The organism is Rhodococcus jostii RHA1 (genome assembly GCF_000014565.1).
Lineage (GTDB): Bacteria > Actinomycetota > Actinomycetes > Mycobacteriales > Mycobacteriaceae > Rhodococcus_F > Rhodococcus_F jostii_A.
The window spans coordinates 2,089,120-2,104,849 of record NC_008268.1 but is presented as its reverse complement, the minus strand read 5'-3'; the positions used below and the strand labels follow the sequence as shown (position 1 = coordinate 2,104,849).

The following is a 15,730-nucleotide window of genomic DNA, read 5'->3' as shown; positions in this document are numbered from 1 at the left end:
CAGTGAGCACCCCCGAGAACGACACGAATGAGGCTTTGGCCGAAGAGCGTGTTTCTGCCGAGGCGGCAGCCGAAGTGGATGTCGAGGCTGCCGACGAGGGCACCGAAGCCGCGGAAATCGTCGGTGACGACGGTGCAGAGGACGCCCCGGCCGACGAGATCGTCGAGGACGAGGCGACCGCCGAAGAGGCTGTGACCGCTGACGAGGCTGTGTCCGCCGACGAGGCAGTGACGGCCGAAGAGCCCGAGGACCCCGTTGCGGAACTCAAGGCCGCTCTGCGTCGCGCACCCGGTGACTGGTACGTCATCCACTCCTACGCGGGTTACGAGAACAAGGTCAAGGCCAACCTCGAGACCCGTGTCCAGAACCTCGACGTCGGCGATTACATCTTCCAGGTGGAAGTTCCCACCGAAGAGGTCACCGAGATCAAGAACGGACAGCGCAAGCAGGTCAACCGCAAGGTTCTGCCCGGCTACATCCTGGTCCGCATGGATCTCAACGACGAGTCCTGGGGAGCTGTGCGCAACACGCCCGGCGTCACCGGATTCGTCGGTGCGACGTCGCGCCCGTCCCCGCTTACCCTCAACGAGGTGATCAAGTTCCTGCTCCCGCAGCAGGAGCAGAAGAAGCAGGCCGCCGCGGCAACCGTCTCGGCAGGCGAGACCGGCGGAGAAAGCTTCGCGAAGCCGCTCATCGAGGTCGACTTCGAGGTCGGCGAGTCGGTCACCGTCATGGACGGCCCGTTCGCCACGCTGCCCGCCAGCATCAGCGAGGTCAACGCCGAGCAGCAGAAGCTCAAGGTCCTGGTCTCGATCTTCGGTCGCGAGACCCCGGTCGAGTTGTCCTTCACGCAGGTCGCGAAGATCTAGCGCCACATACTTGCACTGCAGTAGCAAGAAACACACCCAGCAAGAATTAGGAAATCGAGATGCCCCCCAAGAAGAAGAAGCTCGCAGGGCTCATCAAGCTTCAGATCCAGGCCGGTCAGGCTAACCCTGCACCGCCCGTGGGTCCCGCGCTTGGTCAGCACGGCGTGAACATCATGGAATTCTGCAAGGCCTACAACGCGGCGACTGAGTCCCAGCGCGGCAACGTGGTGCCGGTCGAGATCTCGGTCTACGAAGACCGGACCTTCGATTTCAAGCTGAAGACCCCTCCGGCTGCCAAGCTGCTGCTCAAGGCTGCAGGCGTGCAGAAGGGCTCCGGCGAGCCGCACAAGACCAAGGTCGCTTCCGTGACCATGGATCAGGTGCGCGAGATCGCGAAGACCAAGCAGGAAGACCTCAACGCGAACGACATCGAGCAGGCCGCGAAGATCATCGCCGGCACCGCACGCTCGATGGGTATCACGGTCGACGGCTGAGTCAGCCCTGATCGATCGGCGGCACCGCCGTCGGCGATCGACTGACGGCACCGCCGTCGAAGAAAGCGTGGGAGGGCCGGCCAGGCCCAGACCACTACTGAACCATTCACCATCGCAGACAAGACACACACTGCGGTGAGAAGTTAGGACAGAAGAAATGGCAAAGCGCAGCAAGGCGTATCTCGCCGCCGCTGAGAAGATCGACTTCGACAAGCTGTACAGCCCGCTGCAGGCTGCGAAGCTGGCGAAGGAGACGTCGTCGAGCAAGATGGACGCGACCGTCGAGGTTGCAGTCCGCCTGGGCGTCGACCCCCGCAAGGCGGACCAGATGGTCCGCGGCACGGTCAACCTGCCGCACGGCACCGGTAAGACCGCCCGCGTCATCGTGTTCGCAGTCGGAGAGAAGGCCGCCGAGGCCGAGGCAGCTGGAGCCGACGCCGTCGGTGCCGAGGACCTCATCGAGCGGATCCAGGGTGGATGGCTCGATTTCGACGCCGCCATCGCGACTCCCGATCAGATGGCCAAGGTCGGCCGCATCGCCCGCGTCCTCGGACCGCGTGGCCTGATGCCGAACCCGAAGACCGGCACCGTGACGGCTGACGTCACGAAGGCTGTCGCGGACATCAAGGGCGGAAAGATCAACTTCCGCGTCGACAAGCAGGCCAACCTGCACTTCGTGATCGGCAAGGCGTCGTTCGACGACGCCAAGCTGGTGGAGAACTACGGCGCCGCGCTGGACGAGATCCTGCGTGCGAAGCCGTCCTCCGCGAAGGGCCGCTACGTCAAGAAGGTCACCGTTTCGACCACCACCGGCCCGGGCATCCCGGTGGACCCGAACCGCACCCGCAACCTTCTCGAGGATGCCGACGCGTAAGTCACGCTTCACACAGTTCGGCCGGTACGGAAATCTCCCGTACCGGCCGAACTGCTTTTTCCGGGATCAGTCTTCGTCGCCCGTGCCCGATTCGGACTTCTTCCGCCACGCCAGCATCACGGAATCCGTGCGTGCCGGCGCCCAGGGCATGAAGATCGCGACGACGACCGCGCAGACCACCACCGCGCCCGCCGCGACGAGCGACGCAGTGTGCGACCCCTGCAACACCGTCGTCTTCATGGTGAGGATGAGATTTTCACGCTGCTGTTCGAGGAACGGCGGGATCTCCCGATTCCGGATCTCGAGCACACTCAGGACCGTCGCACGCGCGAAGCCCTTCTCGTCGTCGTTCATCAATGTGGCAGGAATCCTGTCGAGCACCGGACTTATCGTCGTCGCGTAGTACGACGCGACGATCGATCCGAGCACGGCGACACCCAGCGTTCCACCGATTTCCCTCGTCGTGTCGTTCACGGCGGAGCCTGCTCCTGCCTCGTCGAGAGGCAGCGATGCCATGATCGACTCGGTGGCGGGCCCCTGCACGATGGCCAAGCCGAGCGCCATCGACACCATCGACGGGAGGACGTCCGTCAGGTAGCTGCTGTCGACGGCCACCTGACCGCCGAGGTACAGCCCGACACCGGTGAGGAGGAGGCCGAACACGATGACCGGGGTCGTCCCGACTCGCTGCGCCAGAAGTGTGGCGACGGGGGCGCCGACCGCCACCGACACCGCGAACGGCAGCGACGCGACACCGAACTCGAACGGCGTGTACTCCCGGACGCCCTGGAAGTACTGCGTGATGAGGAACAGGAAGCCGAACATCGAGAAGTACCCGATGGCGATCGCGAGGGCGGGCAGGGAGAACCTGCGGTTGCGGAACAGCCGCAGGTCGAGGATCGGGTGCTCGGTGCGCAGTTCCCAGAGGACGAACCCGACCAGGACCGCGATCGACACGGCGATGGCGCCGACGGTGACGGACGACGTCCACCCGTGGTGAGGGGCCTCGATGATGGCCCACACGAGGACGGTGATTCCGGTGATCGAGGCGGCGATTCCGACGAGGTCCATGCGTCCGATGACGGAGGCGCGTGATTCCGGCACCAGGAGCAGCGTCGCTGCTGCCACGACCACCGCAATCGGAACATTGATCCAGAAGACGGAGTGCCAGCTGAAATGCTCGAGCAACCACCCGCCGGCCATCGGCCCGATGGCGATCGCGAATCCGGCCATCGCAGTCCAGGCGGCGATGGCCAGCGCCCGTTCGCGGACGTCGGTGAAGATGTTGATGACGAGGGCGAGGGTCGCGGGGAAGACTGCGGCCGCGAAGACACCCATCGCCGCGCGGGCCGCGATGACCTGCCCCAGACTCTCGGCGTTGGCGCCGGCGATCGACATGACGGCGACGCCGATCAGCCCGATGACCATGACGCGTCGACGACCGTAGCGGTCGCCGAGGTTGCCGAATGCCAGGAGCAGGCCCGCGAACGTCAGCGTGTAGGCGTCGACGACCCACTGCAGGCCGCTGACACTGGTGCGGAGTTCGACACCGATCGACGGGAGAGCGACGTTGACGATGGTGTTGTCGAGCACGACCAGCAGTTCGGCCAGGCAGATCACGGCGAGCGCGAGGAAGCGGCGTGTCCGGGATCCGGTCGCGACGGCCCGGGCTTCGAGGATTGTCATGAGGAAAAGCTAGCTCATATATGTTACGTCTCGTAACAGATAATGGGCGCAGAGGCAGTCTGATGAACCACACCCCCGCATGCCGAGTGACGCCGGTTACTATGACGGTCGGGGTCCGGCCGCGATTTGGCGGTTGTGCAGGCCATGCCGTAATCTGTCCTGCGGAGTTCAATGCAGTAGTTGAACTTCACCCCAAATCATGTTCTACCCAAGACCGTTGGTGATCACTCCCGCAAGGGTGTGATTGAAAGTCCGGGAATGTCCGGCGGCCCACGCAGGAGGACGAGGTAGGGGGATGCGTATCGGTTGAGGGCTCGCGCCCTGACCGTATCGTTTCCTTTCACGCCCCGTGTGCCCTGCACCGGGGCGTTTTGCATGTCGTGGATTGTGTGCTCCGGGATTCCGGCGGTGCGCAGCGGTTCCGAAGTGGGATAACGACTGTCATGAGAGGAGGCGAAGTATGGCAAAGCCTGAGAAGGTTTCCGCGGTTGCGGAGATCACCGAGCAGTTCAAGGGTTCGACCGCTGCTGTGATCACGGAATACCGTGGTCTGACGGTGGGCAACATCACGACACTGCGACGCGCTCTCGGAGAAGGTGCCACCTACTCCGTCGCCAAGAACACCCTGGTCAAGCGTGCCGCTGCTGAAGCGGGCGTCGAGGGCCTTGATGACCTTTTCGTCGGTCCGACCGCCATTGCATTCATCAAGGGCGAGCCCGTCGATGCTGCGAAGGCTCTGAAGAACTTCGCTAAGGACAACAAGGCGCTCATCATCAAGGGCGGCTACATGGACGGCGCTGCGCTGTCCGTGGACGAGGTCAACAAGATCGCGGACCTCGAGTCCCGCGAAATCCTGTTGGCCAAGCTTGCCGGCGCGATGAAGGGCAACTTGGCAAAGGCCGCAGGCCTGTTCAACGCTCCTGCTTCGCAGGTGGCCCGACTGGCTGCTGCACTGCAGGAAAAGAAGGCCGCAGAAGGCGGAGCTGCCGAAGCTCCCGCCGAGGCTGCAGCCGAAAGCTGATCCGCACCCGCGCATCACTGCTATAACCCCGCCCGGTCGCGGATCAGCGACATGGGACTTACAGGAAGGACCGCCACAATGGCGAAGCTCAGCACCGAAGAGTTGTTGGACCAGTTCAAGGAGCTCACCCTCCTCGAGCTCTCGGAGTTCGTGAAGGCATTCGAGGAGACCTTCGAGGTCACCGCCGCTGCCCCGGTCGCCGTTGCCGCTGCAGGCGGAGCACCGGCTGCCGCCGAGGCTGCTGAGGAGCAGGACGAGTTCGACGTCGTCCTCGAGTCGGCCGGCGACAAGAAGATCCAGGTCATCAAGGTCGTCCGTGAGGTCGTTTCCGGCCTCGGCCTGAAGGAAGCCAAGGACCTCGTCGAGGGTGCTCCGAAGGCGATCCTGGAGAAGGTTGCCAAGGACGCGGCCGACGCCGCCAAGGAGAAGCTCGAGGCTGCCGGCGCGAAGATCACCGTCAAGTAAGACGGTCTCTTCCGCGCTGCTCACCGAGCAGACGAAGAGGGCCACTCCCCATCCGTGGGGAGTGGCCCTCTTTTGCGTCCGCGGACGGCTTCGGAGTGTCGAGATTCCTGGCCGAAAGCTGGACGCGCGCCCAGAAATTTCGCTACCGTTATCCCAGTTCAGACGCGTTGTTTTGCATAGTGGGACCCGCTGTTGGCATGCTTCCTTACTCATGAGTAGCATCCCTTGTCACAGGTAACACGTCGATGCGATAGAGTGACCCAACCCACACGGGGTGAGTGCATCGAACGGTCGCGGAGGTAATGGTGGGAGTCGAGGTATCCGTCGAGGGACTGACCAAGTCGTTCGGCTCGCAGAGGATCTGGCAGGACGTCACGTTGACCCTTCCCGCCGGTGAGGTCAGTGCGTTGCTCGGGCCGTCGGGTACGGGTAAGTCGGTGTTTCTGAAGTCGCTGATCGGTCTGCTCCGCCCGGAGCAGGGCTCGATCGTGATCGACGGCACCAACATTCTCGAGTGCTCCAGCAAGGAGCTCTACGAGATCCGCAAGCTGTTCGGTGTGCTGTTCCAGGACGGCGCCCTGTTCGGCTCGATGAACCTGTTCGACAACGTGGCGTTCCCGCTGCGCGAGCACACCAAGAAGTCCGAGTCCGAGATCCGCAAGATCGTCATGGAGAAGATGGAGCTCGTCGGCCTGCTCGGGGCCGAGGACAAGCTGCCCGGTGAGATCTCCGGTGGTATGCGCAAGCGTGCCGGCCTGGCCCGCGCCCTGGTGCTGGACCCGCAGATCATCCTGGTCGACGAGCCGGACTCGGGTCTGGATCCGGTGCGTACCACCTACATCTCGCAGACGTTGATCGACATCAACGCCGAGATCGACGCGACGATCCTGATCGTCTCGCACAACATCAATCTCGCGCGCACGGTGCCGGACAACATCGGCATGCTGTTCCGTCGTCATTTGGTGATGTTCGGTCCGCGGGAGGTGCTGCTCACCAGTGAGGAGCCGGTGGTCAAGCAGTTCCTCAACGGCACCATGATCGGTCCGATCGGCATGTCCGAGGAGAAGGACGAGGCCACCATGGCGCAGGAGCAGGCGATGGTCGACGCCGGTCACCACGCCGGTGGTGTCGACGACGTCGAGGGCATCGTCCCGCAGATGAAGGCGACGCCGGGGATGCCGTTCCGGCAGGCGGTCGCCCGCCGGCAGGAACGCGTCCGGCACATCATGCACACCCTGCCGGAGAATGCCCAGATCGCCATCCAGGAAAGTCTCGACGAGACTTCCGGCGGAAACGGCGGCGGCGGCTACGACTACGCATACAGCCAGGAAGACACTCAGGTCATCCCCGCATACCGGGGCGAAGGATACGAAAACACCACTCACGGGCAAGGGTAGGCATATCGGATGGGGGTTACCCGCAGCTCGGTCTTGCGGCCGGTCAACGGTGCGCTGACACAGGCCGGAAACATCGTCGAGCTCTTCGTCGACGTTGCACGAAACACGTTCAAGCGGCCGTTCCAGTTCCGCGAGTTCATCGAACAGGCCTGGTTCATCGCCAGCGTCACGATCCTGCCGACGGCAATGGTCGCAATTCCGTTCGGCGCAGTGGTGTCACTGCAGACCGGATCGCTCATCAAGCAGCTCGGTGCAGAGTCGTTCACGGGAGCGGCCAGCGTGCTCGCCGTCATCCAGCAGGGTTCCCCGCTGGTCACGGCACTACTGGTGGCCGGGGCTGCGGGCTCGGCCGTCACGGCGGATCTCGGTGCGCGGACGATCCGCGAAGAGATCGACGCCATGGAAGTTCTCGGTATCAACCCGATCCAGCGACTCGTCGTGCCTCGGGTGCTTGCCATGGTTCTCGTCGCGATCCTGCTCAACGGCCTCGTGTCCGTGGTCGGTATCGCCGGCGGGTACTTCTTCAACGTCATCCTCCAAGGGGGTAATCCCGGTGCGTACCTGGCATCGTTCTCGGCCTTCGCGCAGCTTCCCGACATCTGGGTCGGTGAGCTCAAGGCGGCCGTCTTCGGTGTCATCGCCGGTGTCATCGCCGCGTACAAGGGGCTCCATCCGAAGGGTGGACCCAAGGGCGTCGGTGACGCGGTGAACCAGTCGGTGGTGATCACGTTCCTGCTGCTGTTCTTCGCGAACCTGATCCTGACCATGGTGTACCTCCAGATCGTTCCGGCGAAGGGATCGTGACCCCATGACAATCGCCAAGGGACGCGGTGACCGGACTCTGATGGCGGCACGCCGAGTCGGTCGTGCGCCGCTCAACGTGCTCGACCGGGCCGGCGAGCAGATGTCGTTCTACGCCAGGGCAATCGCCTGGTCGCCCCACACTCTCGTGCACTACCGCAAGGAAGTGCTCCGGCTGCTCGCCGAGGTCACGTTCGGCAGCGGCGCGCTCGCCGTCATCGGCGGCACCATCGGCGTCATCGCGATGATGTCCGGCTTCACCGGCGTCGTCGTCGGACTGCAGGGTTTCGCCGCGCTCGAACAGCTGGGCAGCTCGGTGCTCACCGGCTTCCTGTCGGCCTACGTCAACACCCGTGAGATCGCGCCGATCGTTGCGGCACTCGCGCTGTCGGCAACCGTCGGTTGTGGTTTCACCGCGCAGCTCGGCGCCATGCGGATCTCGGAAGAGATCGACGCGCTGGAGGTCATGGCGGTGCCGAGTGTGCCGTTCCTCGTCACCACCCGCATGATCGCGGGATTCGTCGCCGTCATCCCGCTGTACATCGTCGGTCTGCTCGCGGCCTACCTCGCGTCCCGCATCATCAGTACCGTGTTCAACGGCCAGTCGACCGGCTCGTACGACCACTACTTCAACTTGTTCCTGCCACCGCAGGACGTCCTCTATTCGTTCGCGAAAGTGCTGGTCTTCGCGTTCGTGCTGATCCTGATCCATTGCTACTACGGCTATCACGCCTCCGGCGGTCCCGCCGGTGTCGGTGTGGCCGTGGGTCGGGCGGTTCGCACCGCGATCGTCACCATCGCCGTTCTCGACTTCTTCCTGAGCCTCGCCATCTGGGGCACGACGACCACAGTGAGGGTGGCCGGATGAGCAACACGACATCTGTTGTGGGCCGACGGGTGCTGGGGCTGGTGTTCTTCCTCGTCCTCGCGTTGTTCCTGGCCTTCACCATCGGCATGTTCAACAAGACGTTCACCAAGGTCGTCAAGATCGACCTCCTCACCGATACCGCCGGAAATGCCCTGCCGCCCAACGCTGACGTGAAGGTCCGTGGCCTCATCGTCGGCGAGGTGCGCTCCGCGTCCTCCCAGGAGGGCGAGGTCACCCTGGCTCTCGCGATCCAGCCGGACAAGGCGCCGCTGATTCCGTCCAACGCGACGGCGCGGTTGCTGCCCAAGACGCTGTTCGGTGAGCGTTATGTGTCGCTGATCGTTCCCGAGGGCGACACCGCTCCGCCGATCCAGGCCGGCGACACGCTGCGTCAGGACAAGAGTGGCAACGCCGTCGAGGTCGGTCAGGTTCTGGACGGTCTGCTGCCGCTGCTGCAGGCGATTCCGCCGCAGGACCTGGCGAACACGCTCGGCGCGCTGTCCCAGGGACTGAGCGGCCGCGGCGCCGAACTCGGCCTGACACTCGACCGTCTCGAGGAGATCTTCGGCGGGCTGAACACCGAACTTCCTGCCATCCAGGAGGATCTGCGCGGTCTGGCGGACTTCTCGCAGACGTATTCCGAGGCGGCACCCGACCTGGTCAACGCCCTCGACAACCTGCGTACCACCGGAAACACCGTGGTGGAGAAGCAGGGCGAGATCTCGACGCTGCTGGCGTCGCTGACCGGAACCGCGTCGAGCACCGCGGACCTCCTGCAGACCAACGCCGAATCGATCGTCAGTATTGCCGCCGATTCGCGTGAGGCGCTGCAGATCCTGGGCCGTTACTCGCCGAGCTTCGGCTGCACGTTCGCGGGCTTCGCGAAATCCGCTCCCGTCGCCCGTGAACTGCTGGCACCGGACGATCCGTACCCGGGAGTGCGTGCCAGCGTGCAGTTCGTCAATCCGAAGGGTCGCTACGTGCCCAACCAGGACGAGCCGCGGCTGCTCGACAACCGCGGACCGGCTTGCTACGACAACGTCACCGCTCCGGGTGGAAAGTTTCCGCAGTACCCGGGCGGGTCGTCCTACAACGACGGCGCCTACCAGGTGCCCTCGCGGAATCCCGGCCCGTCGACCATCGACTTCCTCCCGGCGCCCGCCGGGGTCCCCGATCAGGTCCCGGGGTACGGAGCCGAGGTCACGCCCGCAAGTTACGCGGGTTCGAAGATGGAGCAGGACACGTTGGACGTCGTCTACGGCGAGGCCGGGGGCATGGCGCCGGAGGACGTGCCGAGTTGGACGACACTCGTCGGCGCGCCGACCATGAGGGGGACTGAGGTGAGCTTCAAGTGAGGGGCCTGACCGCACCATTGGTCAAGCTGATCGTGTTCGCCGTGGTCACCATCCTGGCGACCGCTCTGCTGGCCGCCACCATCGCCAACTTCGGTGGCGGCGGTGGCACCAAGTTCAACGCGATCTTCTCGGACGTCACCTCGCTCAACGAGGGCGATGAGGTCCGCATCGCCGGTGTGCGCGTGGGTCAGGTCGAGAAGATCGCGATCCATGACGACCGCGAAGCCGAGGTCCAGTTCACGGTGTCGGAACGGGACTGGCTGCCCGCCAGCACCACCGCGACCATCCGCTTCCGGAACCTCGTGGGGCAGCGCTACATCGCGCTCGAACAGGGGGAGGGCCAGCAAGGGATGAAGATGAGCGGCGGCGACACCATTCCGATGGAGCGGACCAAGCCTGCCGTCAACCTCACCACGCTGTTCGACGGGTTCCGTCCGCTGTTCCAGACCCTCAGCGCCGACGACGTGAACAAGTTGTCGTACCAGATCATCCAGGTGTTCCAGGGTGAGTCGGGAACCATCACGGAACTCGTCAAGAACACGGCAAGCCTCACCAACACGGTCGCCGACAAGGATCGGGTGATCGGTGCGGTGATCAACAACCTCAACGACGTGCTGGCCACGGTGAATCAGCGTGACGATCAACTCGATTCGCTGATCGTCAACACCCAGCAACTCGTCACGGGCCTGGCGAACGAGCGGGGCACCGTCGGCTCGGCGGTGACGTCCCTCGCGGGACTCACCGACGCGACCGCCGACCTGCTAGAACCCACCCGACCGTCCATCCAGGAATCCATCACGTCGCTGAACACGCTGGCGACGACGTTGAACCGTAACTCCGACACGGTCAACAGCGTTCTCCAGACGCTTCCGGTGAAGCTCGAGAAGCTCGGCCGGGCAGCCAGTTACGGATCCTGGTTCCAGTTCTACCTCTGTGGAGTCGACATCGTCGCAGGACCAGGTACCGCGCCCCAACTGAACCTGCCCACGGGCTTGCCCACCGTCAACCAGCCGCTCTATACGAACTCGGCGAAACGGTGCACGCAGGACGGCCTACAGGAGTTGCAGACACGATGAGCAGACGTCGCAGCCCGGCAGTGGCTGGTGCCCTCGGCATTCTCGTGGTGCTGTTGGCCACCCTGTCGGCTTTCTTCCTCGATTCGCTGCCGTTCATCGGCGCCGGATCCACCTATCACGCCGAATTCACCGAGGCGGCGGGGCTCAAGCCCTCCAACGAGGTCCGGATCGCCGGCGTGAAGGTCGGCAAGGTCACGTCCGTCGAACTCGACGGCGACCATGTGGACGTCGCCTTCAAGGTGTCGGATGCGTGGGTCGGCAACGAGACGTCGGCGTCCATCCAGATCAAGACGATCCTGGGCCAGAAGTACCTGGCCCTCGACCCCCGCGGCTCGGACACGTTGAATCCGAGCGACGTGATCCCGTTGGACCGCACCACGTCTCCGTACGACGTGATCGAGGCGTTCTCGGCCGCCGCACAGACGGTGGGTGACATCGACTCCGATCAGCTCGCGCAGAGCATGATCACGCTGTCGCAGGCGTTCGAGGGAACTCCCACGGAGATCCGTGCCTCCCTCGACGGTGTCAGCAGGCTGTCTCAGACCATCGCCAGCCGCGATCAGGAGTTGCAGAAGTTGTTCGACGCGACGGGCAAGACCACCAAGGTCCTCGCCGACCGCAACGCCGAATTCAACCGGTTGATCAGCGACGCCGGTCTGCTGCTCGGTGAGCTCAACAGCCGTCAGCAGTCGATTTCCCAGCTGCTCACCGGAACTCAGCGGCTGTCGCAGCAGTTGACCGGACTCGTGCGCGACAACGAGGCCGCCATCGGTCCCGCGCTCGAACAACTCGACGGTGTCGTCGAGATCCTCAAGGCCAATAACGAGAACCTGGACAAGGCGATGAAACTGTACGAACCTTTCGTCCGCCTGTACACGAACGTGGTCGGTAACGGTCGCTGGTTCGACCAGGTCGTGGTGAACCTCCTGCCGCCGGGTCTGCCCGACATTCCCGGTCCGCGCGATCCCGTCCGCACGTTGGGGGGTAACTGATGGCAGACGTCGATAATGGAGCCGAGCGCGGAGGACGCGGCACGATCGCCCTCATCGCGGGAATCGTCATCGTCGCGCTGGTGATCGCGGGCGCCCTGTGGTGGGTGTTCACCCGCGCAGGCACCACGAAAATCACCGCGTACTTCGACAAGTCGGTGGGCATCTACGAGGGTTCCGATGTGCGGATCCTCGGTGTGAAGGTCGGATCCGTCGACGGTGTCGAACCGCAGGGCGACCAGGTGAAGGTCGACCTGCGCGTCGATCGTGGCGTCGACATCCCCGCCGACGCGAAGGCCGCGCAGGTCACGCCGTCGGTGGTGTCCGACCGCTACATCCAGCTCGCGCCTGCCTACACGGGCGGCGACAAGATGCAGAGCGGCGCCGTGATCTCGCGTGACCGCACGGCCACCCCCGTCGAGGTGGATGAGCTGTACGCGAGCATCGAGAAGCTGTCCACCGCCCTCGGCCCGGACGGGGCGAACAAGGAAGGCGCGTTGTCACAGTTCGTCGAGACCGGCGCGGCCAACCTCGACGGTAACGGAGAGGCGCTGGGGCAGAGCATCAATCAGTTGTCCGACGCCGCACGCACGCTCAACGAGAGCCGCGGCGATCTGTTCGACACCGTCAAGAACCTCCAGGTGTTCGTGGGTGCATTGGCGGCCAACGATCAGCAGGTCCGCGACTTCAACTCCCAGCTGTCCGACCTGTCGGGATTCCTTGCGGGGGAGCGGGAGAACCTCGGTGCCGCCCTGAACCAGCTGGCGATCGCCCTGGGTGACGTCTCGAAGTTCGTGGCCGACAACCGGGAGATCCTCGCCGAGAACGTGGACGATCTGGTTCCGGTGACGCAGACCCTCGCGGACAACCGCGAGTCGCTGGTCAATTCGCTGACCCTGCTTCCGCTGGCGATCAGCAACCTGGCCAACTCCTACGACGCGGAGTCCGGCAACCTGGCCTCGCGCCTGGCGCTCCCGGATCTGCAGGACCCGGCCGGCGTCGCGTGCAAGTTGATCGACCTCGGCAAGCTGGTCCCCGGCGATCCGCGCTTCGAGCAACTCGGGCGTCAGATGCAGCCGCTGATCGACAACTGCGCCAACATCACGTCGCAGATCACGCAATCGGCGAAGACGCCGTCGCTCGTGCTTCCCTTCGGGATCATGAGTGCGGACAACATTCAGCGGACGGTCACGCCCGGCACGGTGCCGGGTGTCGTGTCGCCGCGATTCGAAGGCGCAACGGGTGGTGAGGGCGAATGAAGCGGTCGGTAATCCTCGGCGCCGGTGCGTGCGCCGTCGCCATCGCAGTGACGTCCTGCTCGTCGGAGGGAATCTACGGAGTTCCGCTGCCGGGCGGTCCGGATATCGGTGACCACCCGATGCACCTGACGATTCAGTTCGACGACGTCCTCGACCTCGTCCCGCAGTCCGCGGTCAAGGTCGACGGTGTTCCGGTGGGCCGGGTCGAAACGATCAAGGTGGCGCCGGACGGCTGGACGGCGGATGTGGAGGTCGTCCTCGACTCGTCCGTCGATCTCGCGGCCAACGCGGTCGCCGCCATCGAGCAGACCAACCTGCTCGGCGAGAAGTTCGTGCAGCTGTCCGAACCGCCGGAAGACAAGGATCCCGCGCGGCTCGAGGACGGCGACACGATCTCGCTCGATCGCACCCGGCACGCCACGGAGATCGAGCAGGTACTCGGCGCGCTGTCACTGCTGCTCAACGGCGGCGGCGTCGGCCAGTTGCAGCCGATCGTGCACGAACTGACCACCGCACTCGACGGGCGTGAGGATCGTGTCCGGGGACTTCTCGAGCAGGCGAACACGCTCATCGACGGTCTCAACCAGCAGCGCGACGACATCACCCGCGCCCTGGACGGCCTCGACGCCCTGACCACCCGGGTGAACGAACAGAACGAGAAGATCGGGCTCATCCTCGACCAGCTCCCGATCGCCGCCGAAGTGCTCAACGAGCAGCGTCCGCAGCTCACCCAGATGCTCACGCAACTGGACCGGCTCGGCACCGTCGGCACGGACGTGATCAACCGGTCGAAGAACGATCTGATCGCGGACCTCCTCGCGCTGCGGCCGACGCTGAAGGCGCTCGCCGAGTCCGGCGACGACCTGCCCAATTCGCTGGCGTTCATCCCGACCGTTCCGTTCCCGGACGGCGTCGAGAAGATCGCGCTCGGCGGATCGGTCAACCTGTTCCTCACGGTCGACCTGCAGATCGGCGATGCGCTCAGCGCCCTCGGCGTCGGTCAGGGCGATCCGGTGTACGTGCCGCCGAAGTTCGGTGAGCCCAAGCCGATCGTCGATCCCTCGAACCCGTACTACAACGGCAACGGACCCAAGCCGGGATGGCCGACGGTTTCGCTGCTGCCGATTCCGCCGATCATCCCCGCCCCGACGGGCCTGCGGATCCCGGGTCTCCCCGGCACCGCGCCTGCGGCAGGCAACGGTGGCGCAGGGAACGGCACGACGGACGGCGCAGCGCCGTCGCCGCAGAACCCGCTCGGGGGACTGCTGGAGCAGTTCGGAATAGGGGGTGGACAGTGAGGTCACGACTGGTCAGGATCCAGCTCGTCGCGTTCGCCATCGTGGCGATGCTCGGGCTGGTCTACGTCGGCGCCAAGTACGTCCGCCTCGACAACCTGCTCGGGTTCGGTGAGTACGACGTGAACGCGCAGTTCAAGGACTCCGGCGGGATCTTCACCAATGCCGAGGTCACGTACCGCGGAGTTCCCGTCGGCCGTGTCGGCGACCTGTCCCTGACCGCGGACGGAATCAATGTCGAGTTGAAGATCTCCTCGGGTGGGCCCGACATCCCGGCGTCTGCCAAGGCCGTCGTCGCCAACCGATCCGCGATAGGTGAGCAGTACGTGGACCTTCAGCCCGACAGTGACCAGGGGCCGTTCCTCGAACAGGGCTCGGTGATCACCGAGGCCGACACGTCGACACCGGTTCCGGTCGAGCAGGTGCTGATGGCTACCGACGGTCTGGTCCGGTCGGTTCCGGTCGATTCGCTGCGCACGGTCGTCACCCAGCTGGGGACGGCATTCAACGGCAAGGGCGAGGATCTGCAGACACTCGCGGATTCTCTGTCGACGCTGACGAAGGACGGACTCGACGTTCTCCCGCAAACGCTGGCCCTCATCCGGGACAGCCAGACGGTGCTGGCGACGCAGTCCGATCAGTCCTCCGCGATCGTCCAGTTCAGTTCGGACCTCGACGCGGTTGCGGCGCAGCTGCGGACCAGCGACCCCGATCTCCGCGCGATCATCGACAAGGGAATTCCGGCGAGCGACGAGATCGGTCTGCTGGTGAACCAGATCGGTCCGAGTCTCACCACCGACCTGACGAACCTCGCCGCGGTCGGCGACAAGCTGGCTCCGCAGGCGATCGCGCTGCGGCCGATCCTGATGTTCCTCCCTGCCATCGCGGCGTCCGCGTCGACCGTGGCCCCCGGCGACGGCACGGTGCATCAGGGCATCGTCCTGGAAACCAACAATCCGCCGCCGTGCACACTCGGTTACGAGGGGACACAGGAGATCCTGGCGGAGATGAAGCGGCAGGACCCGAACTTCGACGACACCCAGCAGGACTTCCCGTACAACACGAAGGCCAACTGCGACGCTCCCCAGGGAAGCGTGACGGGTGTGCGAAGTGCAGACCGCATCGTGTTCGCCGATCCGGACACGATCCAGCCGTGGGATTTCAAGCCGAAGGTCATGCCTGACACTCTCAACTTGAATCCCATCGCAACGCAGCTCGCGCCGCTCCTCGGGGTTACTCCCAAGTAGCATTCGGTCCCGACCGAGGGCGAGTAGAAGAAAA

15 protein-coding genes are annotated in these 15,730 nt (G+C 64.7%); 14 read left to right on the top strand and 1 reads right to left on the bottom strand.

The annotated features are described in order from the left end of the window. Nucleotides 1-2: 2 nt before the first annotated feature. From nusG to rplA, 3 genes are all read left to right on the top strand, one after another. Nucleotides 3-869, top strand: a complete 867-nt coding sequence (gene nusG / locus RHA1_RS09640) for a transcription termination/antitermination protein NusG (RefSeq protein WP_016882792.1) — start codon at nucleotides 3-5, stop codon at nucleotides 867-869. 59 nt (nucleotides 870-928) lie between these two features. Next, the gene (gene rplK / locus RHA1_RS09635) at nucleotides 929-1,363 is read left to right on the top strand and encodes a 50S ribosomal protein L11 (RefSeq protein WP_005252095.1); all 435 of its coding nucleotides are present in this window, start codon (nucleotides 929-931) and stop codon (nucleotides 1,361-1,363) included. A gap of 157 nt (nucleotides 1,364-1,520) precedes the next feature. Continuing rightward, nucleotides 1,521-2,237, top strand: coding sequence for a 50S ribosomal protein L1 (gene rplA / locus RHA1_RS09630; RefSeq protein WP_005252097.1), 717 nt, complete (start codon nucleotides 1,521-1,523; stop codon nucleotides 2,235-2,237). Nucleotides 2,238-2,303: 66 nt separating this feature from the next. Here rplA and RHA1_RS09625 read toward each other — a convergent pair whose 3' ends face one another. Beyond that, nucleotides 2,304-3,923, bottom strand: a complete 1,620-nt coding sequence (locus RHA1_RS09625) for an MFS transporter (protein ID WP_009474665.1) — start codon at nucleotides 3,921-3,923, stop codon at nucleotides 2,304-2,306. 460 nt (nucleotides 3,924-4,383) lie between these two features. Here RHA1_RS09625 and rplJ point away from each other — a divergent pair, with 460 nt between their 5' ends. The 11 genes from rplJ to RHA1_RS09570 all read left to right on the top strand — a co-directional run bounded on the left by rplJ (nucleotide 4,384) and on the right by RHA1_RS09570 (nucleotide 15,696). Further along, a complete protein-coding gene (rplJ, locus tag RHA1_RS09620) occupies nucleotides 4,384-4,944 on the top strand; it encodes a 50S ribosomal protein L10 (RefSeq protein WP_005252102.1) in 561 nt (186 codons plus the stop codon). Nucleotides 4,945-5,022: 78 nt separating this feature from the next. Beyond that, nucleotides 5,023-5,409 (top strand): 50S ribosomal protein L7/L12, encoded by a 387-nt coding sequence (gene rplL, locus RHA1_RS09615; RefSeq protein ID WP_005252104.1) that lies wholly within the window; start codon nucleotides 5,023-5,025, stop codon nucleotides 5,407-5,409. A 302-nt stretch (nucleotides 5,410-5,711) separates the two neighbouring features. Further along, nucleotides 5,712-6,806, top strand: a complete 1,095-nt coding sequence (locus RHA1_RS09610; RefSeq protein ID WP_005258257.1) for an ABC transporter ATP-binding protein — start codon at nucleotides 5,712-5,714, stop codon at nucleotides 6,804-6,806. 9 nt (nucleotides 6,807-6,815) lie between these two features. After that, nucleotides 6,816-7,610, top strand: coding sequence for an MlaE family ABC transporter permease (locus RHA1_RS09605; protein ID WP_005252107.1), 795 nt, complete (start codon nucleotides 6,816-6,818; stop codon nucleotides 7,608-7,610). A 4-nt stretch (nucleotides 7,611-7,614) separates the two neighbouring features. Then, nucleotides 7,615-8,475 carry an MlaE family ABC transporter permease gene (locus RHA1_RS09600; protein WP_016882794.1) on the top strand — a complete coding sequence of 287 codons (861 nt, stop codon included), beginning with the start codon at nucleotides 7,615-7,617 and terminating at the stop codon, nucleotides 8,473-8,475. Further along, complete coding sequence (locus tag RHA1_RS09595) at nucleotides 8,472-9,830, top strand: MCE family protein (protein WP_011594863.1); 1,359 nt, start codon at nucleotides 8,472-8,474, stop codon at nucleotides 9,828-9,830. The genes RHA1_RS09600 and RHA1_RS09595 overlap by 4 nt, the downstream gene beginning before the upstream one ends. After that, entirely contained in the window at nucleotides 9,827-10,906 is a 1,080-nt protein-coding gene (locus tag RHA1_RS09590; RefSeq protein ID WP_011594862.1) for an MCE family protein, read from the top strand. Before RHA1_RS09595 ends, RHA1_RS09590 begins: the two co-directional genes overlap by 4 nt. Beyond that, the gene (locus RHA1_RS09585; protein ID WP_011594861.1) at nucleotides 10,903-11,898 is read left to right on the top strand and encodes an MCE family protein; all 996 of its coding nucleotides are present in this window, start codon (nucleotides 10,903-10,905) and stop codon (nucleotides 11,896-11,898) included. The genes RHA1_RS09590 and RHA1_RS09585 overlap by 4 nt, the downstream gene beginning before the upstream one ends. Continuing rightward, nucleotides 11,898-13,154 (top strand): MCE family protein, encoded by a 1,257-nt coding sequence (locus tag RHA1_RS09580; protein ID WP_011594860.1) that lies wholly within the window; start codon nucleotides 11,898-11,900, stop codon nucleotides 13,152-13,154. Before RHA1_RS09585 ends, RHA1_RS09580 begins: the two co-directional genes overlap by 1 nt. After that, nucleotides 13,151-14,452: an MCE family protein gene (locus RHA1_RS09575; RefSeq protein WP_011594859.1), complete on the top strand. Its 1,302-nt coding sequence runs from the start codon at nucleotides 13,151-13,153 to the stop codon at nucleotides 14,450-14,452. Before RHA1_RS09580 ends, RHA1_RS09575 begins: the two co-directional genes overlap by 4 nt. After that, entirely contained in the window at nucleotides 14,449-15,696 is a 1,248-nt protein-coding gene (locus tag RHA1_RS09570; protein ID WP_011594858.1) for an MCE family protein, read from the top strand. The genes RHA1_RS09575 and RHA1_RS09570 overlap by 4 nt, the downstream gene beginning before the upstream one ends. Nucleotides 15,697-15,730 lie beyond the last annotated feature (34 nt).

What these genes read in the sequence shown, in the direction of transcription:
- rplJ (WP_005252102.1), top strand. Translation starts at nt 4,384, where the DNA reads ATGGCAAAGCCTGAGAAGGTTTCCGCGGTTGCGGAGATCACCGAGCAG.
- RHA1_RS09580 (WP_011594860.1), top strand. Translation starts at nt 11,898, where the DNA reads ATGGCAGACGTCGATAATGGAGCCGAGCGCGGAGGACGCGGCACGATC.
- RHA1_RS09585 (WP_011594861.1), top strand. Translation starts at nt 10,903, where the DNA reads ATGAGCAGACGTCGCAGCCCGGCAGTGGCTGGTGCCCTCGGCATTCTC.
- RHA1_RS09575 (WP_011594859.1), top strand. Translation starts at nt 13,151, where the DNA reads ATGAAGCGGTCGGTAATCCTCGGCGCCGGTGCGTGCGCCGTCGCCATC.
- rplK (WP_005252095.1), top strand. Translation starts at nt 929, where the DNA reads ATGCCCCCCAAGAAGAAGAAGCTCGCAGGGCTCATCAAGCTTCAGATC.
- RHA1_RS09595 (WP_011594863.1), top strand. Translation starts at nt 8,472, where the DNA reads ATGAGCAACACGACATCTGTTGTGGGCCGACGGGTGCTGGGGCTGGTG.
- RHA1_RS09610 (WP_005258257.1), top strand. Translation starts at nt 5,712, where the DNA reads ATGGTGGGAGTCGAGGTATCCGTCGAGGGACTGACCAAGTCGTTCGGC.
- RHA1_RS09625 (WP_009474665.1), bottom strand. Translation starts at nt 3,923, where the DNA reads ATGACAATCCTCGAAGCCCGGGCCGTCGCGACCGGATCCCGGACACGC.
- rplL (WP_005252104.1), top strand. Translation starts at nt 5,023, where the DNA reads ATGGCGAAGCTCAGCACCGAAGAGTTGTTGGACCAGTTCAAGGAGCTC.
- RHA1_RS09605 (WP_005252107.1), top strand. Translation starts at nt 6,816, where the DNA reads ATGGGGGTTACCCGCAGCTCGGTCTTGCGGCCGGTCAACGGTGCGCTG.
- rplA (WP_005252097.1), top strand. Translation starts at nt 1,521, where the DNA reads ATGGCAAAGCGCAGCAAGGCGTATCTCGCCGCCGCTGAGAAGATCGAC.
- RHA1_RS09600 (WP_016882794.1), top strand. Translation starts at nt 7,615, where the DNA reads ATGACAATCGCCAAGGGACGCGGTGACCGGACTCTGATGGCGGCACGC.